Here is a 23,400-nt window from a genome sequence, read left to right as displayed (position 1 = left end):
GCGCTCGAGTCATCGATGCGCCCTTTTTTATTGGCAACGTCAGGCGAGGGTTTTCCAGGTGGTTACCTGTCCGCCGGGCCATGGGGTCGCCGCATAGACACCACGGGCGATGGCACGTGCCAGGGTGTCCGCCGCCAGTGCACCTATCTGCAGCACCGCCAGCTCTCGGCTGCCTTGTACCTCACGCTGCCCGGTGGATAAGGCAAACACCACATCGCCGTCGAACGGGCTGTGTAGCGGGCGGATGGCGCGTGCCATGCCGTCCTGCGCCATCATCGCCACGCGTTTCAGCTCCACCCGGGTCAACGCCAGATCGGTGGCGATGCAAGCCAGGGTGGTGTTCTTCCTGCCGCCCGTCGGTTCTTCTGGCATCCAGTCTTCGCCCTGGCCATGCAACTGCGCCAGCGCTGCGGCACCGCCGTTGCCAAACTCGCCGTCGATTTCATAAGGCGTCGCCCAGAAGGCACGGGTCCCGGGGGCGACGACCGATCCCAGGCTATTGACCGCCACCAGTGCGCCGACGGTAGCGCCATTGGTCGCCACGATCGACGCCGAACCCAGCCCGCCTTTCAGCTTGCCCATGCCGGTCATGGCACCATAGCCGGCACCCACGGTGCCGAGCGGAAAGTCGTGGCCGGCTTTGCCGGCGGCCTCTATCCCCAATTGGCGATAGGGCGGGTCGAGCTGCCAGTTTTTATCGCCGGCGTTGCTTAGATCATACAGGCAGGCGGTAGGTACGATGGGAGAGACCGGTACGCCCGGTGCCGGACGCAGGGCGTAACCACGCCCCTGTTGCCCCAGCCAGGCTGCGACGCCATCTGCCGCCGCCAGGCCATACACCGAACCGCCGCTCAGCACCAGTGCATCAAGGGTTTGTACCAGATTGTCTTCCCCCAGCGCATCGGTTTCGCGGGTTGCCGGGCCGCCACCGCGCACATCGACGGCGGCGATCGCCGGGCTATCCGGCAGGATCACCGTGGTGCCGGTACGCACCCGGCTGTCCTGAGCGACCCCGACCTTCAGGCCGGGCACGTCGGTAATCAGGTTACGGGCGCCGGTTCGAACGGCGGGAGAACTTGGCATTGCGGCCCCCAGGAAGGTGGTGGGAGAGAGGATGCCGATAGCACCCGTTACGCAGGCCAGCGTTTGCACGAAGGTGCGACGGCTGACGGTGAAGGGGCGGTTTGCCGCCCCTGGTTCACTTTTTATCTCACTCATGAGGCTGATTTTTTCTGCTGTTCACTGCGAAAGCGAGCCATATGGTAAGAATCTACCAGTACGCCGTCGCGCATGGCGTAAGCGCGGCTGGTCCCTTCGATTTCAAAACCGAACTTGCGGTATAGCGCGATGGCTGCCTGATTATCGGTAAATACCGTCAGCTCGATGCGTTCGATGTCTGCCCACTTGTCGCACAGGTCAATCATCGCCTTCATCAGGCTGCTGCCGACGCCTTTGCCGTGGTGGTGGTCATCGACGCCGATGCCAAAAGTTGCCACGTGGCGGCGGCGTACACGCTGATTCAGCATCACGCTTAACTGGCCGACAATCTGTCCGTCGATGCAGGCCACCAGGCTATGCGTGCCCGGTTCGAGGTTGGCGAGGCGTTTGTGCCATAGTTCGACCGACGGTAGCGGAAGATGTAGCGTGTCACGGTAAGCCTTCGGCTGAGAATAGAGTTGATGCAGGGCCTGTGCATCTGCCGTTTCCACGTGACGAACTACGATTTCACTCATTACGCTGCTCCTTTGGCTTACCGGTTGAATAACCTCTGAATTTATCGGTTTATTGTGTCGAGTCAATATTATTCCGGATTGGTTAAAAAAACGCTTTACAGGTGCGAATGATAATGATTATTATTGCGATGCGTTCCGGGGAGAGTATCAACCTTTGATACCCTCGCTGCGAAGGCACGACATTGCTCACATTGCTTCCAAGTATTACTTAGCCAGCTCGGGTGCTGGCTTTTTTTTTGCCTGTTTTCAGCTCACCCGCCTTCAACAAATTCCCTGCCAATGGCTTCGCAACTCCATCTAAATTTTTGAACAGAGGGATGAGTTTTTTACGCTTTCATATTCTGCTGCCAGGACTAGACTGTAAAAAACATTGAGGAGAGTTGAATATGATTTATCTACGTAAGGCAGAAGATCGCGGTCATGCCAATCATGGTTGGCTGGATAGCTGGCACACCTTCTCCTTTGCCAACTATTACGATGCCGATTTTATGGGCTTCTCGGCGCTGCGGGTGATCAACGAAGACGTGATCGACGCAGGGCAGGGTTTTGGCACCCACCCGCATAAAGACATGGAAATCCTGACCTACGTGCTGAGCGGCACGGTAGAACATCAGGACAGCATGGGCAATAAAGAGCAGATCCAGGCCGGTGAGTTTCAGATCATGAGTGCCGGCACCGGGGTGCGTCACTCCGAGTACAACGGCAATAACGATCGTCCGTTGCACCTGTACCAGATTTGGATCATTCCCGATCGGGTCGGGCTGGAGCCGCGCTATGAGCAACGCATGTTTGATGCGCCACAGGGCCGCCAACTGGTGTTGTCGCCGGATGCGCGCGACGGTTCACTGAAAGTGTTCCAGGACATGACGCTGTCCCGCTGGGCATTGAAGCAAGACGAACAGGCAGAATGCCCGATTGAAGCCGGTCGTCGCGTGTGGATCCAGGTGGTGCGTGGCAAGGTGGTGGTCAATGGCCAGCAGGCCGGCACCAGCGATGCGTTCGCGGTGTGGGATGAAACTGCGCTGTCGATTCATGCCGATGAAGACAGTGAAATCCTGCTGTTCGATCTGCCGCCGGTCTGATAAAGCGGTAAATACTGAGGGCTCACACAGTGAGCCCTTTTTGCGTTGTGACGTCCGATAACCAACAATATCGGCAGCGGTTTTTTTTTGCTAAAATGAGCGCCCATTCACGGTTAGCCAGTTCATTGATAATGAAGAAAAAACGGCCGGTACTTCAAGATGTCGCAGACAAGGTTGGCGTTACCAAGATGACGGTGAGCCGTTATCTGCGTAATCCCGAGCAGGTTTCTGCCATCTTGCAGCAAAAAATTGCCGTCGCGCTGGATGAGCTGGGCTACATTCCCAACCGTGCGCCGGATATCCTTTCCAACTCCACCAGTCGCGCCATTGGCGTATTGCTGCCGTCGTTGACCAATCAGGTGTTCGCCGAAGTGCTGCGCGGCATCGAGAGCGTCACCGATGCGCACAATTATCAGACCATGCTGGCGCACTACGGCTATTTGCCGGAGCGCGAAGAACAGCGCCTGACCTCGCTGCTGTCTTACAACATTGATGGGCTGATCCTGTCTGAACGGCACCATACGCCGCGCACCATGAAGATGATTGAGGTGGCAGGGATCCCGGTTGTCGAACTGATGGACTGCGTTTCACCGTGCATTGACCTGGCCGTGGGGTTCAACAACTTTGAGGCGGCACGCCAGATGACCCAGCAAATCATCGCGCACGGTCATCGCCACGTGGTGTATTTCGGGGCGCGTCAGGATGAACGTACCATTATCAAGCAACAGGGCTATGAACAGGCGATGCGTGAATCCGGTCTCGAGCCGTACAGCGTCATGACCGCGCGTTCGTCGTCCTATTCCGCCGGTGGCGAACTGCTGCGTCAGGCGCAGCGCGATTATCCGCAGATCGACAGTATTTTCTGCACCAACGATGACCTGGCGATTGGCGCGACCTTTGAGTGCCAGCGCCAAGGGCTGTCGATCCCCAAAGATATGGCGATTGCCGGTTTTCACGGCCACGATATCGGTCAGGTGATGGTGCCAAAACTGGCGAGCGTCCTGACGCCGCGTGAACGCATGGGGCAGATCGGGGCTGAACGCCTGTTGGCGCGTTTGCGGGGCGAAACGGTCAGCCCGCGCATGGTGGACGTCGGTTTTACCGTGATCCCCGGCGGCAGCATCTGATCGCTTTTAACTCTTTGTTTCATCAATTTTAATTTGAAAATCGCGCCGCCCGGCGCGTTTTGCTAGTCATCTGTAAGCCCACCGCGCGTTACCCCCATAAGTTTGATCTCTATCCCAGAACGCGAATTTTAGCCCGTTACCCGGTTCCGACACTGCTGTTGTTACCGGTATCATGATACCGGTAACAACGAGGTCAATGACCTTGTGGCGGCGCGATAGGGTCGCTACAGGGAGAAATAGAACCCTTGACTCAGCACCACCTACAGCTCGTCTTCTAACACCGGGAAGAGCCTAAAAATACAACAAACGCGCGCTTTACGGCCTATCGTAAAGAGAGTCTGCGATAAAAAGGTTGGAGAAAAATTATGCCATTAGTGATTGTTGCAGGCGGCGTCGCGCTGCTGTTGCTGCTGATGATCCGCTTTAAGCTGAACGGCTTTATCTCTCTGGTTCTGGTTGCTCTGGCGGTGGGTATCGCTCAGGGTATGCCAGTCGATAAAGTGATCGGCTCCATCAAGGCCGGCGTGGGCGGCACCCTGGGCAGCCTGGCGCTGATCATGGGCTTCGGCGCCATGCTCGGCAAGCTGCTGGCGGACTGCGGCGGCGCCCAGCGCATCGCCACTACGCTTATCGAGAAGTTCGGTCAAAAATACATTCAATGGGCGGTGGTACTGACCGGTTTTACCGTCGGTTTTGCGCTGTTCTATGAAGTTGGCTTCGTGCTGCTGCTGCCGCTGGTCTTCAGTATCGCCGCGTCTGCACGCGTGCCGCTGCTGTATGTCGGCGTGCCGATGGCGGCTGCGCTGTCGGTGACCCACGGTTTCCTGCCGCCGCACCCTGGCCCAACGGCGATCGCCACCATCTTCCATGCCGATATGGGTAAAACCCTGCTGTACGGCACGCTGCTGGCCATTCCGACGGTGATCCTGGCCGGTCCTGTCTATGCCCGTTTCCTGAAAGGCATCGACAAGCCGGTTCCTGAAGGCCTGTATAACCCAAAAATCTTCACCGAAGAAGAAATGCCAAGCTTTGGCATCAGCGTTGCCACCTCGTTGGTGCCGGTGATCCTGATGGCGCTGCGTGCGGTAGCGGAAATGGTGCTGCCGAAGGGCCATAGCCTGCTGCGCTTTGCCGAGTTCTTCGGCGATCCGGTGATGGCGACGTTGATTGCGGTACTGATCGCTATCTTCACCTTTGGCTTGAACCGCGGCCGTACTATGGATGAAGTGATGGGTACCATCACCGACTCCATCAAAATTATCGCCATGATGCTGTTGATCATCGGCGGTGGCGGCGCGTTCAAGCAGGTACTGGTCGACAGCGGCGTGGAGAAATACATTGCCGCCCTGATGGAAGGCAGCAACGTCTCACCTATTCTGATGGCCTGGTCGATTGCGGCTGCGCTGCGTCTGGCGCTGGGTTCCGCTACCGTGGCGGCGATCACCGCCGGCGGCATCGTGGCCCCGTTGATCGCCACTACCGGCGTCAGCCCGGAGCTGATGGTGATCGCGGTCGGTTCAGGCAGCGTGATTTTCTCTCACGTCAACGATCCGGGGTTCTGGCTGTTCAAGGAGTATTTCAACCTGAGCATCATGGAAACCATCAAGTCCTGGTCGGTGCTGGAAACCATCATTTCCGTCTGCGGCCTGGTAGGGTGTTTGCTGCTGGCGACGGTGGTTTAATATTCCTGTCGTTTTTCAGGTTGGCGCAGCGTTGACTGCCACTTGAAATGCAAAGGGAATAGCGAGGTTATCCGGCACCCCGTGGGGGTGTCGGACATTCTTTTGAGTTTGGGGCGCATTTGATGGCGCAGGCGGCGTAACCCGTTGCCAGAACGTACATCTGACTCCGTAAGGGCATGACATTATGAGTAATCCACAGCACCACGTATTTATTTTGATGGGCGTTTCAGGCAGCGGAAAATCTGCCGTCGCCAGCGCCGTTGCCCATGAAGCTCATGCCGCGATGCTGGACGGAGACTACCTGCACCCGCGCGCCAACATCAACAAAATGGCCGCCGGGCATGCGCTGGACGATAACGATCGCGCCCCGTGGCTGGCCGCATTGAATGACGCTATCTTTGCCATGGAACGCACCAATGACGTCTCTCTGCTGGTGTGTTCGGCGCTGAAAAAAAGCTATCGCGACCGCCTGCGTGAAGGCAACCGCAACCTGCATTTCATCTATCTGAAGGGTGACAAGGCGGTGATTGAAGAGCGCCTGAAGCAGCGCAAAGGGCATTTCTTCAAGCCGCAGATGCTGGTTTCCCAATTTGCCACCCTGGAAGAGCCGGGCGCGCAGGAGCCGGATGTGCAGGCGATTGATATCGATCAGCCGCTGGATGGCGTAGTCGCCGATACGCTTGCCTATATTCGGCATGTTGCAGCCCAGTAATCCGGGCTGCCACCCTTAGCCGGCGCCGCACAGGCGCCCGTTTATTCACTACAGCTTCATGTAAGCCCGCACGCCGTCCAGGAACATCTGGGTCGACAGCATCACCAGAATCAGCCCCATCAGCCTTTCCAGCGCGCTCACGCCTTTACTGCCCAGCAGGCGCAGGAACAAGTCCGACATCAGCAAAATAGCGGCAGAAATCCCCCAGGCAATCAGCAGCGCCACAACCAGATGTGAAATCTGGTTCGGATACTGGTGCGAGAGCAGCATCAGCGCCGCCAGAATCGAAGGCCCGGCGACCAGTGGGATGGCGAGCGGGACCAGGAAGGGTTCTTCCCCGGCGGAAAGCCCGCTGCTGTTGCCTTCCTGCGTAGGGAAAATCATTTTGATGGCGATCAGAAACAAAATAATCCCGCCGGAAATGGACACGGTTTCGGTTCGCAGGTTGAGGAACGCCAGAATTTTCTCGCCGGCGAACAGGAATATCAGCATTAACAACAGGGCGATCAGCAATTCGCGGATCACCACCACCCGGCGTCGGCGCGGTTCCAGATGTTTGAGTACCGACATGAAAATCGGCAAGTTGCCTAGCGGATCCATGATTAAAAACAGCAACACCGTGACGGAAATCATCTCTGTCATCATTACCTCTGCATCTGAAAAACGTGTCGGCCATCCCGACCCACGCACTAACCCATCCCCGATGGCTTGAAAGACAACGGGGTATATAAGAAGGATTGCTGAGAATCGTTCAGCTATCGAATAAATTCACTTTGCGCCTGCGCTGACATTTTGTAAGGTGGAGAGATAGTGCACACAACTTATAGCAGTCATCCTCCAAGGCAGGACAGTCATATGAAAAACGTTGGTTTCATCGGTTGGCGCGGAATGGTCGGCTCCGTACTCATGCAACGCATGACGGAAGAGCGCGATTTCGACGCCATTCGCCCGGTCTTTTTCTCCACTTCGCAGCACGGTTCTGCGGCGCCGGCATTCGGCGGCCAGCAGGGCACGCTGCAAGATGCTTACGATGTTGATGCGCTGAGCGCGCTCGACATCATTATTACCTGCCAGGGCGGCGATTATACCAACGAAATTTACCCGAAGCTGCGTGAAACCGGTTGGCAAGGCTACTGGATTGATGCCGCTTCTTCACTGCGCATGCAGGATGACGCGATTATCATTCTGGACCCGGTCAACCGCGACGTGATTCAGCAGGGCTTGGACAAAGGCATCAAGACCTTTGTCGGCGGCAACTGCACCGTCAGCCTGATGCTGATGTCGCTGGGCGGCCTGTTCGCCAACAACCTGGTCGAGTGGGCATCCGTTGCGACCTATCAGGCCGCTTCCGGCGGCGGCGCGCGTCACATGCGTGAGCTGCTGACTCAAATGGGCATGCTGCATGCCGACGTGGCGAAAGAGCTGCAGGATCCGGCATCGGCCATTTTGGACATCGAACGTAAAGTCACTGCGGCCACCCGCAGCGGCAAACTGCCAACCGATAACTTTGGCGTGCCGCTGGCCGGCAGCCTGATCCCATGGATCGACAAGCAGCTCGATAACGGCCAGAGCCGCGAAGAGTGGAAAGGCCAGGCGGAAACCAACAAAATCCTCAACAGCAGCAGCGTGATCCCGGTTGATGGCCTGTGCGTGCGCGTTGGCGCGTTGCGTTGCCATAGCCAGGCATTCACCCTGAAACTGAAAAAAGACGTTTCGCTGCCGGAAATCGAGCAGATGCTGGCGACCCACAATGATTGGGTGCGGGTGATCCCTAACGACCGTGAACTGACCATGCGTGAACTGACGCCGGCTGCGGTTACCGGGACGCTGAATACGCCAGTCGGTCGTCTGCGTAAGCTGAATATGGGGCCGGAATACCTGTCTGCGTTCACCGTGGGTGACCAGTTGCTGTGGGGTGCGGCTGAACCGCTGCGCCGCATGCTGCGTATCCTGCTGTAACCTGAACTGTACTTCCCGAGGGCTGAGCTCTTTCAGCCCTCAAAAGCCTTATTTTCTTCCTTTTTCTCCGTTTCGGCGCGCTATGGACTAAGTCGCTGCAAAGGGGAGAAAGCACACAAGCCATCGGCACTCCACCATGCGGGCAGCAGCGCAAAGACGCTGTCAGGCTGGCAGTTTTCTTAATGAAGCTTTTTCCTGGTAATGCGGCAATGTTTTTAACTGACATTAGCTATGCTTAAAGGGCTGGCGGATAAATTTTCGCCAGCACCAAAAATAAGCATAAAGAGCGGTATTCGGGTCGGTAGGGTGAAAATTGATCAATAACCGACTGTAATCACGCTTTAGAAACCGAATGAATTGCATGATAACCAAAACGGCTATGGATTAAGCGTTACGCCCTGTGGATCTCAAGGTACAGCCAACGCCGCTGTAACCTGAAAGGCGATGGGCTGCGTGGCCTCTTATAAATCATGCTCTTAATCTTAGGAAGAAGACTATGCCTGTACTTCCCGATCGTGACGTGATTGATCAACTTTTCTCCGGCAACTCTGCCGATCCTTTTTCCCTGCTTGGCATGCATGCGGTCGATAACGGCCTGCAGGTGCGTGCGCTGTTGCCTGACGCCAGCGAAGTCTGGCTGCGGGATCAGCAAACCGGCCGCCGATTGGTGCAGCTGAACTGTGATGATGAGCGGGGTTTTTTCAGCGCCACGGTGCCGCGCCGTAAAACGCCGTTCAGCTATCAGTTCGATGTGCGCTGGCACGATCACCAACAGATCGTCGACGATCCCTACCGCTTCGGCACCCTGCTGCAGGATATCGACAGTTGGCTGTTGGCTGAAGGGACCCATTTGCGTCCTTATGAACGTTTGGGCGCTCATCTCGCCACGCTCGATGACGTCGAAGGCGTCAGTTTTGCCGTCTGGGCACCCAACGCCCAGCGAGTCTCGGTGGTGGGGGAATTCAACTTTTGGGACGGACGCCGCCATCCGATGCGCCTGCGTCGTGAAAATGGCATTTGGGAGCTGTTTCTGCCGGGCGTGAAGGCCGGGCAGTTGTACAAATATGAAATCATCGACTGCTACGGCAACACCCAGCTCAAGGCCGATCCTTACGCATTTGAAGCGCAGATGCGACCGGACACCGCGTCGTTGGTCACTCCGTTGCCTGAGGTGGTAGAAAACACCCCGCAACGTCAGCGGGCCAATGATTTTGACCGCCCGATTTCTATCTACGAAGTGCATCTTGGCTCGTGGCGCCGCCACACCGACGATAATTTCTGGCTCAGCTACGGCGAACTGGCCGTGCAGCTGATTGATTACGTCAAGGACATGGGATTCACCCATATCGAGCTGCTGCCGATTAACGAGCACCCGTTTGACGGCAGTTGGGGTTATCAGCCTTTAGGTCTGTACGCGCCGACCCGACGTTTCGGCACTCCGGCCGACTTTAAGGCGTTTGTGGCTGCGGCGCATCGGGCCGGCATTAACGTGATCCTCGACTGGGTGCCGGGGCATTTTCCCAGCGACGCCTATGGCCTGGCGAACTTCGACGGCACCGCGCTGTATGAATACGCCGATCCGCGCGAAGGCTTTCATCAGGACTGGAATACCCTGATCTATAACTATGGCCGCAACGAGGTGCGTAATTATCTGGCAGGTAATGCCCTTTACTGGCTGGAGCGTTATGGCATAGATGCGCTGCGCGTCGATGCGGTAGCCTCGATGATCTACCGTGATTACAGCCGCGCTGACGGCGAATGGGTGCCGAATTACTACGGCGGTAACGAGAATCTGGAGGCCATCGCCTTCCTGCGTTATACCAACCACACCGTCGGCAAGGAGCGCCCCGGCGCGGTGACGCTGGCGGAAGAATCCACCGATTACCCTGGGGTGACGCTGCCGCCGGAATCCAATGGCCTGGGGTTCCATTACAAATGGAACCTGGGGTGGATGCACGACACGCTTAACTACATGAAATGCGACCCGGTGCACCGTAAATATCATCACAATCAGATGACTTTCGGCATGTTGTACGCCTACACCGAGAACTTTGTACTGCCGATTTCCCATGACGAAGTGGTGCATGGCAAGAAATCGGTGCTCGACCGCATGCCCGGCGATGCCTGGCAGAAGTTTGCCAACCTGCGCGCCTACTACGGCTTTATGTGGGCGCATCCGGGCAAGAAGCTGCTGTTTATGGGCTGCGAATTTGCCCAGGGGCGCGAATGGAACTTCGACAGCAGCCTCGACTGGCACCTGCTGGAAGGGTTGGACGGCTGGCACCACGGCGTGCAACGGCTGGTGCGCGATCTCAACCATTGCTATCAACAGCAGGCGCCGTTGTATGAGCGCGACTATCGCCCTGACGGCTTTGAGTGGCTGGTGGTGGACGACCACGACAACTCGGTGTTCGCCTTTGCCCGTTACGATTCGCAGGGCAATGAGCTGATTGCCGTCAGCAACTTCACTCCGGTACCGCGCCATCATTATCGCATCGGCATTTCGCGTGCCGGCGAATACCGGGAAATCCTCAATACCGACTCGCATCATTATCACGGCAGCAATACCGGCAATCAGGGCCGCGTGGTGTCTGAACCGATAGGCAACCACGGCCGCGAGCATTCGATCAGCGTGACCGTACCGCCATTGGCGACTATCTACCTGCTGCGGGAGGCGCAATGACTGAGCTGACGCCCGGCATCGCCGCGCCTCTCGGGGCGCACTATGACGGTAACGGCATCAACTTTAGCCTGTATTCCGCCCGAGCCACGGGGGTGGAGCTGTGCCTGTTTGACGAACAGCAGCAGGAGGTTCGGCTGCCACTGACGGCGCGCAGCGGTGATATCTGGCACGGCTACCTGCCGGGCGGTAAACCGGGGCAGCGTTACGGTTTCCGGGTGCATGGTCCGTTTGATCCTGCGCAGGGGCTGCGTTTTAACCCCAACAAACTGCTGTTGGATCCCGCCGCGCGCGCGGTAGAGGGACCGGTTGCAGATGATCCCTATCTGCATGGCGGCTATGACCGGCCGGATCAGCATGACAGCGCCGAACTGATGCCCAAGTGCGTGGTGATTGACGAAGCTTACGATTGGCAGGATGACCGCCCGCCGGCCACGCCCTGGGGCAAAACGGTGATCTACGAAGCGCATGTGCGCGGCCTGACCTTGCAGCATCCGGAAATCCCACCGGTGTTGCGCGGTAGCTTCGCCGCGCTCGGTCACCCGGTGATGATTGCCTATTTCAAGCGGCTCGGCATCACTGCGCTGGAGTTGTTGCCGGTGCAGCAGCACAGTTCTGAACCGCGTCTGCAGCGGCTCGGACTGATTAATTACTGGGGCTATAACGTACTTGCGCCCTTTGCGCCGGATAACCGTTATTCCAGCCTGCGCACTGATACGACGCCGCTGCGCGAGTTTCGCGATGCGGTAAAAGCGCTGCATAAGGCCGGTATTGAGGTGATCCTCGACGTGGTGTTCAACCACAGCGCCGAGCTGGATACCGATGGGCCGACGTTGTCGCTGCGCGGTATCGATAACCCGGGCTATTACTGGCTCACCCCCGACGGCGACTACGTGAACGATACCGGCTGCGGTAACACGCTGCGATTGGATCAGCCACAGGGCGTGGCCTGGGTGATGGACTGTCTGCGTTTTTGGGTGGGCGAATGCCACGTTGATGGCTTCCGCTTCGATCTGGGCAGCGTACTTGGCCGTACGCCTGCGTTCGACCGCGATGCGCCGTTGTTCCAGGCGATACTGGCGGACGACCTGCTTTCTCGCTGCAAGCTGATCGCCGAGCCGTGGGATATCGGGCCTGGCGGTTACCAGGTGGGCCAATTCCCGGGGCGCTTCGCCGAGTGGAACGACCATTACCGGGACGATATACGTCGTTTCTGGCTGCAGGACGGCATATCGTTGGGGCAGTTCGCCCAACGTTTCGCCGCTTCCAGTGATCTGTTTAACCAACGCGGGCGTGCGCCGTACGCCAGCATCAACATGCTGACCGCTCATGACGGGTTCACCCTGCAGGACTTGGTCAGTTTTAACCGCAAGCACAACCAACTGAACGGTGAAGGTAACCGTGACGGCAGTGATCGTAACTTTAGCAATAACCACGGTGTTGAAGGCCCGATTGCCGACGATGCCATTTTGCAACGCCGCAGGGCCAGCCGACGAGCGCTGCTCGCCACGTTGTTGCTGTCCCAGGGGACGCCGATGCTGCTGGCCGGCGACGAGCATGGACACAGCCAGCAGGGCAACAACAATGCCTATTGTCAGGACAACGCTATCACCTGGCTCGACTGGGCCACGGCAGATGACGCTCTCACCGATTACACCGCAGCACTGATCCGTTTACGCCAACAAATCCCTGCCTTGCAGCAAGACCGCTGGTGGCAGGAGGGTGACGGCAGCGTGCAGTGGCTGAACGCGCAGGGGCAACCCCTCGACGCGCAAGAGTGGGAGCAGGGTGAACTGCGGTTGCAGATCTGTCTGTCGCAACGCTGGCTGGTGGTCGTGAACGCCACGCAGCAGGCGGTGGAGATGACGTTGCCCGTCGGCGATTGGCAGCTTGTCGCTCCCTTTACTCAGGAAGATTCGCGGGCGGTTTTACCCGCCTGGCACCAGGCTGCGCACTCGATTTGCGTGCTGGTAAAGAAAAAATAAAAGGAGTCAGCTATGGTTAGGTTTGAAAATAAAGACCCCCTGATGTTGGCACGCCAACTGCCGATTAAGTCCGTCGCCCTGATCCTGGCCGGTGGCCGCGGTTCGCGTTTGAAAGATTTAACCTCAACCCGGGCCAAGCCGGCCGTCCACTTTGGCGGTAAATTCCGCATTATCGATTTTGCCCTGTCGAACTGTCTGAATTCGGGCATCCGCCGCATCGGCGTGATCACCCAATACCAGTCCCATACTCTGGTGCAGCATATCCAGCGCGGTTGGTCGTTCCTCAACGAAGAGATGAACGAGTTTGTCGATCTGTTGCCGGCCCAGCAACGCCTCAGTACCGAGCACTGGTACAAGGGCACGGCGGATGCGGTGTACCAGAACCTGGATATCATTCGCCGTTACGACGCCGAATATGTGGTGATCCTGGCGGGCGATCACATCTACAAGATGGATTACTCGCGCATGCTGATCGACCACGTGGAGAAGGGCGCGCAATGCACCGTTGCCTGCTTGCCGGTACCCCGTGAGGAAGCCAGCGAGTTCGGCGTGATGGAAGTGGACGAAAACGATCTGATCCTCGAATTCCTGGAAAAACCCAGCAACCCGCCGCCGATGCCGGGCAACCCGGATATGTCGCTGGCCAGCATGGGGATCTACATCTTTAACGCTGACTACCTGTTCCAACTACTGGAAGAGGACATGTCGACGCCGGGCTCCACCCACGATTTCGGCAAGGATCTGATCCCGAAAATCACCGCCCAGAAAGCGGCTTGGGCGCACCCGTTCACGCTGTCCTGCGTGACCTCCAACCCCGATCTGCCGCCGTACTGGCGTGATGTGGGTACGCTCGAGGCCTACTGGCGCGCCAACCTCGATCTGGCTTCGGTGACACCAGAGCTGGATATGTATGACCGTGCCTGGCCGATCCGCACTCATATGGAACCGCTGCCGCCAGCCAAATTCGTACAGGATCGTTCCGGTAGCCACGGTATGACCATGAACTCGCTGGTGTCCGGCGGTTGCATCGTCTCCGGTTCGGTGGTGGTGCATTCGGTGCTATTCCCGCGGGTGCGGGTGAACTCGTTCTGCACCATCGACTCTACCGTATTGCTGCCGGACGTTAACGTCGGCCGTTCCTGCCGTCTGCGGCGCTGCATTATCGACCGTGCCTGTCATATTCCCGAGGGCATGGTGATTGGCGAAAACGCCGACGAGGACAGCAAACGCTTTTATCGCTCGGAAGGTGGCATTGTGCTGGTTACGCGCGAAATGTTGTCAAAGTTGTGAGTTAAGGTAGTCGGCAGCAAAAACTGCCGCCTGCCGCTATATATACCCAAATAATTCGAGTTGCTTGTAGGCGGTAACTGAGTGAATCCCCAGGAGTTTACTCAAGTAAGTGACTGGGGTGAGTGACAAATCTGCCGGGAGCAGATTTGAACGCTGCTTGCAGCAGCCCCGTAAGGGGTGAGGCCCAAGGATGGGCCGAATAGTTCAGCCAACACCCAAGCAGCTTGAAGTATGACGGGTATAACGGACTGATGGCTTGCACAACGCGGGATTAACAACAGCGGCAAGCCTGCTTTTCCAGAGTAATTTTGCCGATTCTCAGGAGTGATAATGCAGGTTTTACACGTATGTTCTGAAATGTTCCCCCTGTTGAAAACCGGCGGGCTCGCAGACGTGGTTGGCGCATTACCGGCGGCTCAGATCGCCGAGGGCGGCGATGTTCGGGTGTTATTGCCCGCTTTTCCTGACGTGCGTAATGGCATACCGGACTCGGTGCTGGTGGCAGAAATCGATTCTTTCGCCGGCCGGGTCGGCTTGCGTTACGGCACCTACCACGGCGTGGGCATTTACCTGATTGATGCCCCCTGGCTGTACGAGCGGCCGGGGAGCCCGTATCACGACCAATCAATGAATGCCTATTCCGACAACCACCGACGCTTTGCCCTGCTGGGCTGGATGGCCTGTGAGCTGGCCAAGGGGCTGGATCGGTACTGGCGCCCGCAGATAGTGCATGCACATGACTGGCATGCGGGGCTGGCCTGTGCCTATCTGGCCGCCAATGGCCATCCGGCACGTTCCATCTTCACCGTGCACAACCTGGCCTATCAGGGGCTGTTCTCCGCCCATCACGTGGCAGAGCTGTGGTTACCGCCTTCGTTCTACAACGTCTATGGCCTGGAGTTTTACGGCCAGATGTCATTCCTGAAGGCGGGTTTGTACTACGCCGACCATATCACCGCCGTCAGCCCGACCTACGCGCGTGAAATCACCCGGCCGGAGTTTGGCTATGGTATGGAGGGGCTGCTGCAGGAACGCCAGCATCAGGGGCGCTTGAGCGGCATTCTTAACGGCGTAGATGACAAAATTTGGGACCCGTCCCACGATCCGCGGCTGACCGCCCGTTACGACGCTGACGATCTGAAGAACAAGGTCAAGAACAAGCTACACCTGCAAAAAGCCATGGGCCTTAAGGTGGATGAGTCGCTGCCGGTGTTTGCGGTAGTGAGCCGCCTGACCAGTCAGAAAGGGCTGGATCTGGTGCTGGAAGCCCTGCCTGCGCTGCTGGAGCAGGGCGGCCAACTGGCGCTGCTGGGGGCCGGCGATGCGGTGCTGCAACAGGCGTTTCTCGCCGCTGCCGCCGACTATCCGGAGCAGGTTGGCGTACAGATTGGTTACCACGAAGCTTTCTCGCACCGCATTATCGGCGGGGCCGATGTGATCATGGTGCCGAGCCGCTTTGAACCCTGCGGGCTGACTCAACTCTATGGCTTGAAATACGGCACGCTGCCGCTGGTGCGCCGCACCGGGGGGCTGGCGGACACGGTGGTGGACTGCGCGTTGGAGAATCTGGCCGACGGCAGCGCCAGCGGATTTGTGTTTGATGATTGTGACGCCACCGCACTGGGCAACGCCATTCGGCGCGCCATGGTGCTGTGGAGCAGGCCGAAGCATTGGCGTCACGTCCAGCGCCACGCCATGAGCGTGGATTTTGGCTGGCAGGTCGCGGCAAAGGAATATTTGTCGCTTTATTCCCGTCATATTTGACGCTGCCTCTGTGTTGGCTGCACTCACTTACCCGAATCACTTACCAGTGTAAGCTCATCGGGATAAGTTTTTTTGCCGCCTTGATGCAGCGCCAATTATTTTGGGTATATCAACACCTATTGTAATGCTCTATGAATTTCACGTTGCAGCCAGGTGGCCAGCTTACTCATCCCCAGGCGCTTACTTTAGTAAGTAACTGGGTGAGCAAGTGCAGGTAACAACGCTGCGGCTTGAAAGGCGACGGGCAGCCACAAACTTGGGATCGAAAAGCTATGACTTCACCGATTAGTTACACCTCACCCACGGTCAGTGTTGAAGCGCTGAAACACTCCATCGCCTATAAGTTAATGTTTATCGTCGGCAAGGATCCGGCTATCGCCAACCAGCATGACTGGCTGAATGCCGTGCTGTTTGCGGTGCGTGACCGTATGGTGGAGCGCTGGTTACGTTCTAACCGTGCGCAACTTTCGCAGGATGTGCGCCAGGTTTATTACCTGTCGATGGAGTTTCTGATTGGCCGGACGCTGTCCAACGCCTTGTTGTCGATGGGGATTTATCAGGATATCGACGACGCGTTGAATGAGATGGGGCTGAGCCTGGGCGAGCTGCTGGAGGAGGAGAACGATCCAGGGCTGGGCAACGGCGGGCTGGGGCGATTGGCCGCCTGCTTCCTGGATTCGCTGGCGACGCTGGCGCTGCCGGGTCGGGGCTACGGCATTCGTTACGAATACGGCATGTTCAAACAGAATATCGTAAACGGCCAACAGATGGAGTCACCGGACTATTGGCTGGAATACGGCAATCCGTGGGAGTTCCCGCGTCATAACACCCGCTATAAGGTGCGCTTTGGCGGACGGATCCAGCAGGAAGGCGCCAAGGCGCGCTGGGTGGAAACCGAAGAGGTAGTCGCCACCGCTTACGATCAGGTGATCCCCGGTTTTGATACCGACGCCACCAATACGCTGCGGCTGTGGAGCGCGCAGGCCAGTAATGAAATCAACCTGGGTAAATTCAATCAGGGCGATTACTTTGCGGCGGTTGAGGATAAAAACCATTCTGAAAACGTATCACGCGTGCTCTATCCCGATGACTCGACGTATTCTGGGCGTGAGCTTCGCCTGCGGCAGGAGTATTTCCTGGTGTCGGCCACGGTGCAGGATATCCTCAACCGCCATTGGACGATGCATAAAAGCTTCGACAACCTGGCAGACAAGATTGCCATTCACCTCAATGATACCCACCCGGTGTTATCTATCCCTGAGCTGATGCACCGGCTAATCGACGAACATAAGTTCAGCTGGCTGGATGCCTGGGCGGTGGTCGAGCAGGTGTTTTCTTACACCAACCACACGTTGATGAGTGAAGCGCTGGAAACCTGGCCGCTGGACATGATTGGTCGGATCCTGCCGCGTCACCTGCAGCTGATTTTCGAGATTAACGATCACTTCCTCAAACAGGTGCAGGAAGTGGCGCCGGGCGACAATGAGCTGCTGGCGCGGGTGTCTATCATTGATGAAACCAATGGTCGCCGGGTGCGTATGGCGTGGCTGGCGGTCGTGGCGAGCCACAAGGTTAACGGCGTTTCAGCGCTGCACTCCGAACTGATGGTGCAATCGCTGTTTGCCGATTTCGCCCGTATTTTCCCTGATCGCTTCTGCAATAAAACCAACGGCGTCACCCCACGCCGCTGGCTGGGGCTGGCTAACCGACCGCTGTCTGACGTGCTGGACGACAGCATCGGTCAGACCTGGCGTACCGATCTCAGCCAACTGAGCGAGATCAAGGCCAATATCGATTACCCCAGCTTCCTGAAGGCGGTGCAAAGCGCCAAACGGCAGAACAAGGAGCGACTGGCGACCTACATCGCCAAAACGTTGAATGTGGTGGTCAACCCGGACGCGCTGTTCGACGTACAGATTAAGCGTATCCACGAGTACAAACGGCAGCTGCTTAACGTACTGCACGTGATCACGCTGTATAACCGCCTGCTGCAGGATCCGGAAACCGAACGAGTGCCGCGCGTGGTGATCTTTGCCGGCAAGGCGGCTTCGGCTTATTACGCTGCCAAACAAATCATCCGCTTGATCAACGACGTCGCCAAGGTGATCAACAACGATCCGCGAGTGCATACGCAGCTGAAAGTGGTGTTCATTCCAAACTACAGCGTCAGCCTGGCGCAAATGATCATTCCGGCGGCGGACCTGTCCGAACAGATCTCGCTGGCAGGCACCGAGGCGTCCGGCACCAGTAACATGAAATTTGCGCTGAATGGCGCGCTGACTATCGGCACGCTGGATGGGGCTAACGTTGAAATGCTGGAACACGTTGGGGCGGAGAACATCTTCATCTTCGGCAACACCGCCGAGCAGGTGGAGGAGCTACGCCGCAACGGTTACAACCCGCATCTGTACTATGAGCAGGATCCGGAGCTGCATCAGGCGCTGACCCAGATTGCCACCGGCGTTTACAGCCCTGAAGAACCTAAGCGCTACAGCAACCTGTTTGATTCACTGGTAAATCTGGGCGATCACTATCAACTGCTGGCAGATTACCGCAGCTATGTGGATACGCAGGACAAGGTGGATGAGGTGTATCGCAATCAGGACGACTGGACGCGTCGGGCGGTGCTGAATATCGCCAATATGGGCTACTTCTCTTCCGACCGCACCATCCAGGAGTATGCGGACGAAATCTGGCACATCAAACCCATCAAGCTGTAATGTAAAAAAGGGCCGGATATCCGGCCCTTTTAACGTTTAGCGGTTTACGATGCCAGAGACAGCGTTTTCGCTTTCGCGTGTTCTGCCAGCCAGGCCTTGACTCGTGCCTGCTGCGTTTCGTCCAGCCACATGCCCAACTTGGTGCGGCGCCAGATAGCGTCATCCAGCTCTACCACCCATTCTTTTTCGATCAGGTAGCGCAGCTCGGCTTCATGCAGGCCGTGACCGAAATCTTCGCCCAGATCGTTGAGGCTGTTGGCACCGGCCAGGATCAGCTCACTGTGGCTGCCGTAGGTGCGTGCAAAACGACGCGCCAGTGATTCAGGCAGCCAGCTGTGCTCGCGGCGCAGTTTTGCGGCGTAGCTGTCGCGATCGCCACCGATGTCGCCGCCTGGCAGCGAACCGTTTTTGGTCCACGCCGGGCCGCAGCCAGGGTAGTAGTGCGACAGTTTTTCCATCGCATGCTCAGCCAGCTTGCGATAGGTGGTCAGTTTACCGCCGAACACCGACAGCAGCGGCGCTTTGCCCTGTTCGTCATGCACGTCCAGCGTGTAGTCGCGGGTGACCGCCTGCGGCGAGTCCGATTCGTCGTCGCACAGTGGGCGCACGCCGGAGTAAGTCCAGACGATATCGTCACGGCCCAGCTGTTTCTTGAAGTGGTCGTTATACACTTTCAGCAGGTAGTTGATTTCGTTATCGTCAATCTTCACGTCTTTCGGATCGCCGTGGTATTCCACGTCGGTGGTGCCGATGATGGAGAACTCGTCATTCCATGGGATCACGAAGACGATACGGTGGTCTTCGTTTTGCAGAATATAGGACTGCGGCTGATCGTGTACGCGCGGCACCACGATGTGGCTGCCTTTGATCAGGCGGATACCGTAAGGTGATTTCAGCTTCAGGCCGTCGTCGAAGAAGTGTTTCACCCATGGGCCAGTGGCGTTCACCAGGCCTTTGGCGCGCCAGGTAAAGGTTTTGCCGCTGTCGACGTCGACCGCTTCTACCATCCACAGGCCATTCTCACGCCATGCGCGGGTGACCTTGGTGCGGGTACGCACTTCGCCACCGCGTTTTTCCACTTCCTGGGCGTTCAACACCACCAGGCGAGCATCGTCGACCCAGCAGTCGGAATATTCGAAACCGCGCTTCAATTCAGGTTTCAGCACCGATTCTGGTCCAAAGCGCAAACCCTTGCTGCCTGGCAGGCTGGTGCGTTTGCCCAGGTGATCGTACAGGAACAGACCGATACGGATCATCCAGGCCGGACGCAGGTGCGGCTGGTGCGGCAGACGGAAACGCATTGGGAAGGCAATGTGCGGTGCCAATTTCAGCAGCACTTCACGCTCTGCCAGCGCTTCGCTGACCAAACGGAATTCGTAGTGTTCCAGGTAGCGCAGGCCACCGTGGATCAGTTTGGAACTGGCGGAAGACGTAGCACAGGCCAAGTCTTGCGCTTCCAGCAGCAGTACGGACAGGCCGCGCCCGGCAGCATCCGCCGCGATGCCGGCACCGTTGATGCCGCCACCGATAACGATCAAGTCTTTGGTTTCCACGTCAACTTCCTCCAGATGTTCGAAATAGCTCTTTCATGTTCGTTTTCGCTCATGATTGTAATCAAAAACCAACAAACAAGCCAAGACTTAACCAAACAAAAACATTTAGGCGTGATAGAGGTAACAGTTTGGTGATAGTAGTTATACAAAAAGAAGGGGTATTCGGATGGCAATGACCGGGGCCAGCAGGCTGAACCCCGGAGAAAACGGCAGGAATAACGGAGGTAAAAGCGGTACCGCAGGGTTAAACGTGACGGAGAGGGCTTAGCACAGTTCGAGCTGTACGTCGTACTGCTCGATGATTTTCATCACGCTTGGCGGTGGCAGTTGGTCGGTAAACAGATAGTCGATCAGGTTCATGTTACCGAGGTTGACCATCGCGTTACGGCCGAATTTGGAGTGGTCGGTCACCAGCATCACGCAGCGTGAGTTTTCGATAATTGCGCGTTTGGTGCGCACTTCGTGATAGTCGAATTCGAGCAGCGAGCCGTCCATATCGATGCCGCTGATACCGAGAATGCCGTAATCGAGACGGAACTGGGAGATAAAGTCCAGCGTGGCCTCGCCCATGATGCCGCCGTCGCGGGTGCGCACTTCGCCGCCGGCCAGGATCAAACGGAAATCTTCTTTGGCGGTCAGCAGGGTGGCGACGTTCAGGTTATTGGTCACCACACGCAGGTTCTTGTGGTTCATCAGTGCATGGGCGACCGCTTCCGGCGTGGTGCCGATGTCGATAAACAGCGTGGCACCGTCCGGGATTTGGCTGGCGACGCGTTGGGCAATACGCGCTTTCTGTTCCGACCACATCACTTTACGATCGTTATACGCGGCATTCACCGAGCTAGAGGGCAGCGCGGCGCCACCGTGATGACGTTGGATTTTGTTCTGATCGGCCAGGTCATTCAAATCACGGCGAATCGTTTGCGGGCTGACGTCAAAATGTTCGACCAGTTCTTCCGTGCTGACATACCCCTGCAGGCGCACCAGCTCGATAATTGCGTCATGACGCTGTGTTTGCTTCACGATAATCCCCTAAAACGCCCGGCTTGTACCTGGCTGTTATTGTTCGTTGTGCGCGCGATGACGCGTGTCCCAAAATGCCATCAATAACCCTAACACTAAACCGGCTACGTGTGCCGCGTTAGCGATCGACATTCCTAAAATATCGAAATATCCGGCCACCAGCCACAGAACCGAAAACACCATCAGGCCGCGTGGCAGCATCAGACCGCGTTCCGGTGCACGTTCGCCGCTAAGCCAACAGTAACCCATCAGCGCATAGACTACGCCGGACAGGCCACCGAACAAGGCACCGCTGAACAGCGACTGCGCCCAACCACTGAAAAAGGCCGAGACCACCGCCAGCACGAACAGCTTGCCGGCGCCGAGGCGTTTTTCCATCGGGCCGCCGAGATACCACCACCACATCAGGTTAAAGGTGATGTGCAGCAGCGAGAAATGCAGGAAAGCATGGCTGACCCAGCGCCACAGTTGCGTGTACTGCTCGCTGTTCTGTGGCCAGGACAGCCAGTACATTACCGCGTCGTCGCCCAGTATCTGCATCAGGATATAGACCACAATGCACAGCGCCATCACGCTCAGCGTCAGCGGGCCGGCCTTGCTGCGCAAGGTGTGCAGATAAGAATAGCCCTGGTAGTGCAGCTCGGCGTCGGTCTTGCCGGCCTGCCAACTGGCGGCCCGGTAGCGGCTGTTGAGTGGATCGATCAGAAACTGCTGCAGCTCATGTTGTACCTGCTCCAGATGGCTGTCGTCAGCCAGCCAGATCTCTGCCGCTTCGCCGCTGTTGTGCACCCGTAGCTCGATGCCCTGTGTCGCCATATAGTCGACAAAGGCCTGCGCCAGGCGGGGGTTGGATACGGCGATTACTCTAACCATGGCTTTTCCGTCTAAGTGAATGATTTTAGCCGCCGGTTTACCCCGATGGCGTTGACGGCCGATTATACCGTCGAAATCCTGAGCGCAGGCAGCAGATCTGCGAAAAACCCGCAAAAACACTCACTAAAAGCGCGAAAAAGGAACCCGCCGCAGACGGCGGGGGGAGGATTATGCGGAGGTTTCAACGTCCTGAGGATATTGGCGTGCCCAGGCCTCGAAGCCGCCGTCAATGCTGTACACCGCGTCAAACCCCTGATGCAGCAGGTATTGCGCCGCGCTGCGGCTGCTGTTGCCGTGGTAGCACATCACCATCACCGGACGATCAAAGTCGTTTTGCTGCATAAAGGTCTGCAGGCTGGCGTTGGTCAGGTGGAAGGCGCCTGGCGTGTGCCCGGCTTCAAAACTCTGGGGATCGCGGATGTCGACCAGCGCGGCGCTGTCGTCTTTCCAACGGCTGTGCGCCTGCTCAACGTTGATCGCTTCAAACTGTTCCATAACTGCCAACTGCCTCGTAATAAGAATATGCCGCCATTGTAGTCAATTTCGCGGCAATTAAGACCAGATGAAAATTGTGGTTTATTACACCAGTTGTACTGCTGCTATATAGAACACTATCAGGAAAAGGGCGCCCTTTTCCTGACTCATTAAACTCCCGTTTCGACCGTCATCTTTTCGTAGCGATCGTTGAGGAGCTCTATCTCCGCCGTCACCTTGAACCCTAGCTTGCGATAGAGTGCTTTCAGATGAGGTTTTTTCGTATCTGCCAGAAGGCCGACTTTATTGAGCCCTTGTCGCCCGGCTTCCTCAACAACACGGCTAATCAGAGATTTTGCTATCCCTCGTCCTCTGCACTCCGGCAGGACGGCCAGGGAATCTATATATATTTCATCGGGGTCTGATTCATTTTCCATTTCAGCTCGATGCTCTGTTATGGCTGTGAACCCTGACTCGTCTTCTCCTTTGAAATACAGGATACAGCCAAGTATTTTTTCCTGGTCCCGAGCCACGAAGACGTTTTTATAGCCAAAATAGACATCATGGCGGCCGAAGTTCACTTCGTACTGAAACAGGGCTTCGTTGATATCGTCTTTGCCAGACAGGGCCAGTACCGCATCTTTATCCGCCAGTGCGATAAGCCTTACCACCTCTCCCGCATCAGTTTTTTTAGCGTTGCCAATAATGACATCTTCCATAATCGATGAGTCCTTTCTGTATTC

At 57.1% G+C, this 23,400-nt stretch carries 18 protein-coding genes; 10 read left to right on the top strand and 8 right to left on the bottom strand.

What is annotated here, in order from left to right; all coding sequences use genetic code 11:
- Nucleotides 1-39: 39 nt before the first annotated feature.
- Both H0S68_RS23285 and H0S68_RS23280 read right to left on the bottom strand, forming a co-directional pair.
- Complete coding sequence (locus H0S68_RS23285) at nucleotides 40-1,218, bottom strand: P1 family peptidase (protein WP_130016898.1); 1,179 nt, start codon at nucleotides 1,216-1,218, stop codon at nucleotides 40-42.
- The gene (locus H0S68_RS23280; protein ID WP_217331878.1) at nucleotides 1,215-1,733 is read right to left on the bottom strand and encodes a GNAT family N-acetyltransferase; all 519 of its coding nucleotides are present in this window, start codon (nucleotides 1,731-1,733) and stop codon (nucleotides 1,215-1,217) included. The genes H0S68_RS23285 and H0S68_RS23280 overlap by 4 nt, the downstream gene beginning before the upstream one ends.
- 386 nt (nucleotides 1,734-2,119) lie before the next feature.
- Between H0S68_RS23280 and H0S68_RS23275 the strand changes: the two genes are divergently transcribed.
- The 4 genes from H0S68_RS23275 (at nucleotide 2,120) to gntK (ending at nucleotide 6,336) form a co-directional block, all read left to right on the top strand.
- Complete coding sequence (locus H0S68_RS23275; protein WP_020837391.1) at nucleotides 2,120-2,815, top strand: pirin family protein; 696 nt, start codon at nucleotides 2,120-2,122, stop codon at nucleotides 2,813-2,815.
- A gap of 131 nt (nucleotides 2,816-2,946) precedes the next feature.
- Nucleotides 2,947-3,942, top strand: a complete 996-nt coding sequence (gene gntR / locus H0S68_RS23270) for a gluconate operon transcriptional repressor GntR (protein WP_020837390.1) — start codon at nucleotides 2,947-2,949, stop codon at nucleotides 3,940-3,942.
- 365 nt (nucleotides 3,943-4,307) lie between these two features.
- Nucleotides 4,308-5,624, top strand: a complete 1,317-nt coding sequence (gntT, locus tag H0S68_RS23265) for a gluconate transporter (RefSeq protein ID WP_046372451.1) — start codon at nucleotides 4,308-4,310, stop codon at nucleotides 5,622-5,624.
- Nucleotides 5,625-5,808: 184 nt separating this feature from the next.
- Nucleotides 5,809-6,336 carry a gluconokinase gene (gntK, locus tag H0S68_RS23260; RefSeq protein ID WP_020837388.1) on the top strand — a complete coding sequence of 176 codons (528 nt, stop codon included), beginning with the start codon at nucleotides 5,809-5,811 and terminating at the stop codon, nucleotides 6,334-6,336.
- Nucleotides 6,337-6,384: 48 nt separating this feature from the next.
- Here gntK and H0S68_RS23255 read toward each other — a convergent pair whose 3' ends face one another.
- Nucleotides 6,385-6,978 (bottom strand): YhgN family NAAT transporter, encoded by a 594-nt coding sequence (locus tag H0S68_RS23255; RefSeq protein WP_041415736.1) that lies wholly within the window; start codon nucleotides 6,976-6,978, stop codon nucleotides 6,385-6,387.
- Between the two features lie 213 nt (nucleotides 6,979-7,191).
- Here H0S68_RS23255 and asd point away from each other — a divergent pair, with 213 nt between their 5' ends.
- From asd to glgP, 6 genes are all read left to right on the top strand, one after another.
- Nucleotides 7,192-8,295 (top strand): aspartate-semialdehyde dehydrogenase, encoded by a 1,104-nt coding sequence (gene asd, locus H0S68_RS23250; protein ID WP_020837386.1) that lies wholly within the window; start codon nucleotides 7,192-7,194, stop codon nucleotides 8,293-8,295.
- Nucleotides 8,296-8,791: 496 nt separating this feature from the next.
- A complete protein-coding gene (gene glgB, locus H0S68_RS23245) occupies nucleotides 8,792-10,978 on the top strand; it encodes a 1,4-alpha-glucan branching protein GlgB (protein ID WP_410529039.1) in 2,187 nt (728 codons plus the stop codon).
- Complete coding sequence (glgX, locus tag H0S68_RS23240) at nucleotides 10,975-12,960, top strand: glycogen debranching protein GlgX (protein ID WP_128865285.1); 1,986 nt, start codon at nucleotides 10,975-10,977, stop codon at nucleotides 12,958-12,960. The genes glgB and glgX overlap by 4 nt, the downstream gene beginning before the upstream one ends.
- A gap of 12 nt (nucleotides 12,961-12,972) precedes the next feature.
- Nucleotides 12,973-14,250, top strand: coding sequence for a glucose-1-phosphate adenylyltransferase (gene glgC, locus H0S68_RS23235; RefSeq protein WP_020837383.1), 1,278 nt, complete (start codon nucleotides 12,973-12,975; stop codon nucleotides 14,248-14,250).
- A gap of 330 nt (nucleotides 14,251-14,580) precedes the next feature.
- On the top strand, nucleotides 14,581-16,014 hold the full coding sequence (glgA, locus tag H0S68_RS23230) for a glycogen synthase GlgA (RefSeq protein WP_020837382.1): 1,434 nt from the start codon (nucleotides 14,581-14,583) through the stop codon (nucleotides 16,012-16,014).
- 272 nt (nucleotides 16,015-16,286) lie between these two features.
- The gene (gene glgP / locus H0S68_RS23225) at nucleotides 16,287-18,734 is read left to right on the top strand and encodes a glycogen phosphorylase (RefSeq protein WP_046372455.1); all 2,448 of its coding nucleotides are present in this window, start codon (nucleotides 16,287-16,289) and stop codon (nucleotides 18,732-18,734) included.
- Between the two features lie 44 nt (nucleotides 18,735-18,778).
- Here the strand turns inward: glgP and glpD are convergent, their stop codons facing one another.
- From glpD to H0S68_RS23200, 5 genes are all read right to left on the bottom strand, one after another.
- Nucleotides 18,779-20,287 carry a glycerol-3-phosphate dehydrogenase gene (gene glpD / locus H0S68_RS23220; protein ID WP_046372456.1) on the bottom strand — a complete coding sequence of 503 codons (1,509 nt, stop codon included), beginning with the start codon at nucleotides 20,285-20,287 and terminating at the stop codon, nucleotides 18,779-18,781.
- 264 nt (nucleotides 20,288-20,551) lie between these two features.
- Entirely contained in the window at nucleotides 20,552-21,310 is a 759-nt protein-coding gene (locus H0S68_RS23215; RefSeq protein ID WP_020837378.1) for a DeoR/GlpR family transcriptional regulator, read from the bottom strand.
- 36 nt (nucleotides 21,311-21,346) lie between these two features.
- Nucleotides 21,347-22,183, bottom strand: coding sequence for a rhomboid family intramembrane serine protease GlpG (gene glpG, locus H0S68_RS23210; RefSeq protein ID WP_020837376.1), 837 nt, complete (start codon nucleotides 22,181-22,183; stop codon nucleotides 21,347-21,349).
- A 168-nt stretch (nucleotides 22,184-22,351) separates the two neighbouring features.
- A complete protein-coding gene (glpE, locus tag H0S68_RS23205; protein WP_020837374.1) occupies nucleotides 22,352-22,678 on the bottom strand; it encodes a thiosulfate sulfurtransferase GlpE in 327 nt (108 codons plus the stop codon).
- A 149-nt stretch (nucleotides 22,679-22,827) separates the two neighbouring features.
- Complete coding sequence (locus tag H0S68_RS23200) at nucleotides 22,828-23,376, bottom strand: GNAT family N-acetyltransferase (protein ID WP_020837372.1); 549 nt, start codon at nucleotides 23,374-23,376, stop codon at nucleotides 22,828-22,830.
- Nucleotides 23,377-23,400: the final 24 nt, after the last annotated feature.

It is taken from the genome of Serratia sp. AXJ-M (assembly GCF_046531865.1).
In the GTDB taxonomy this organism is placed as follows: domain Bacteria; phylum Pseudomonadota; class Gammaproteobacteria; order Enterobacterales; family Enterobacteriaceae; genus Serratia; species Serratia liquefaciens.
This window is presented reverse-complemented; position numbering and strand designations above follow the sequence as displayed.

Excerpts from the sequence above, each read along its gene's own strand:
- H0S68_RS23285 (WP_130016898.1), bottom strand. The coding sequence starts at position 1,218 with ATGAGTGAGATAAAAAGTGAACCAGGGGCGGCAAACCGCCCCTTCACC.
- H0S68_RS23280 (WP_217331878.1), bottom strand. The coding sequence starts at position 1,733 with ATGAGTGAAATCGTAGTTCGTCACGTGGAAACGGCAGATGCACAGGCC.
- H0S68_RS23275 (WP_020837391.1), top strand. The coding sequence starts at position 2,120 with ATGATTTATCTACGTAAGGCAGAAGATCGCGGTCATGCCAATCATGGT.
- gntR (WP_020837390.1), top strand. The coding sequence starts at position 2,947 with ATGAAGAAAAAACGGCCGGTACTTCAAGATGTCGCAGACAAGGTTGGC.
- gntT (WP_046372451.1), top strand. The coding sequence starts at position 4,308 with ATGCCATTAGTGATTGTTGCAGGCGGCGTCGCGCTGCTGTTGCTGCTG.
- gntK (WP_020837388.1), top strand. The coding sequence starts at position 5,809 with ATGAGTAATCCACAGCACCACGTATTTATTTTGATGGGCGTTTCAGGC.
- H0S68_RS23255 (WP_041415736.1), bottom strand. The coding sequence starts at position 6,978 with ATGACAGAGATGATTTCCGTCACGGTGTTGCTGTTTTTAATCATGGAT.
- asd (WP_020837386.1), top strand. The coding sequence starts at position 7,192 with ATGAAAAACGTTGGTTTCATCGGTTGGCGCGGAATGGTCGGCTCCGTA.
- glgB (WP_410529039.1), top strand. The coding sequence starts at position 8,792 with ATGCCTGTACTTCCCGATCGTGACGTGATTGATCAACTTTTCTCCGGC.
- glgX (WP_128865285.1), top strand. The coding sequence starts at position 10,975 with ATGACTGAGCTGACGCCCGGCATCGCCGCGCCTCTCGGGGCGCACTAT.
- glgC (WP_020837383.1), top strand. The coding sequence starts at position 12,973 with ATGGTTAGGTTTGAAAATAAAGACCCCCTGATGTTGGCACGCCAACTG.
- glgA (WP_020837382.1), top strand. The coding sequence starts at position 14,581 with ATGCAGGTTTTACACGTATGTTCTGAAATGTTCCCCCTGTTGAAAACC.
- glgP (WP_046372455.1), top strand. The coding sequence starts at position 16,287 with ATGACTTCACCGATTAGTTACACCTCACCCACGGTCAGTGTTGAAGCG.
- glpG (WP_020837376.1), bottom strand. The coding sequence starts at position 22,183 with ATGGTTAGAGTAATCGCCGTATCCAACCCCCGCCTGGCGCAGGCCTTT.
- glpE (WP_020837374.1), bottom strand. The coding sequence starts at position 22,678 with ATGGAACAGTTTGAAGCGATCAACGTTGAGCAGGCGCACAGCCGTTGG.
- H0S68_RS23200 (WP_020837372.1), bottom strand. The coding sequence starts at position 23,376 with ATGGAAGATGTCATTATTGGCAACGCTAAAAAAACTGATGCGGGAGAG.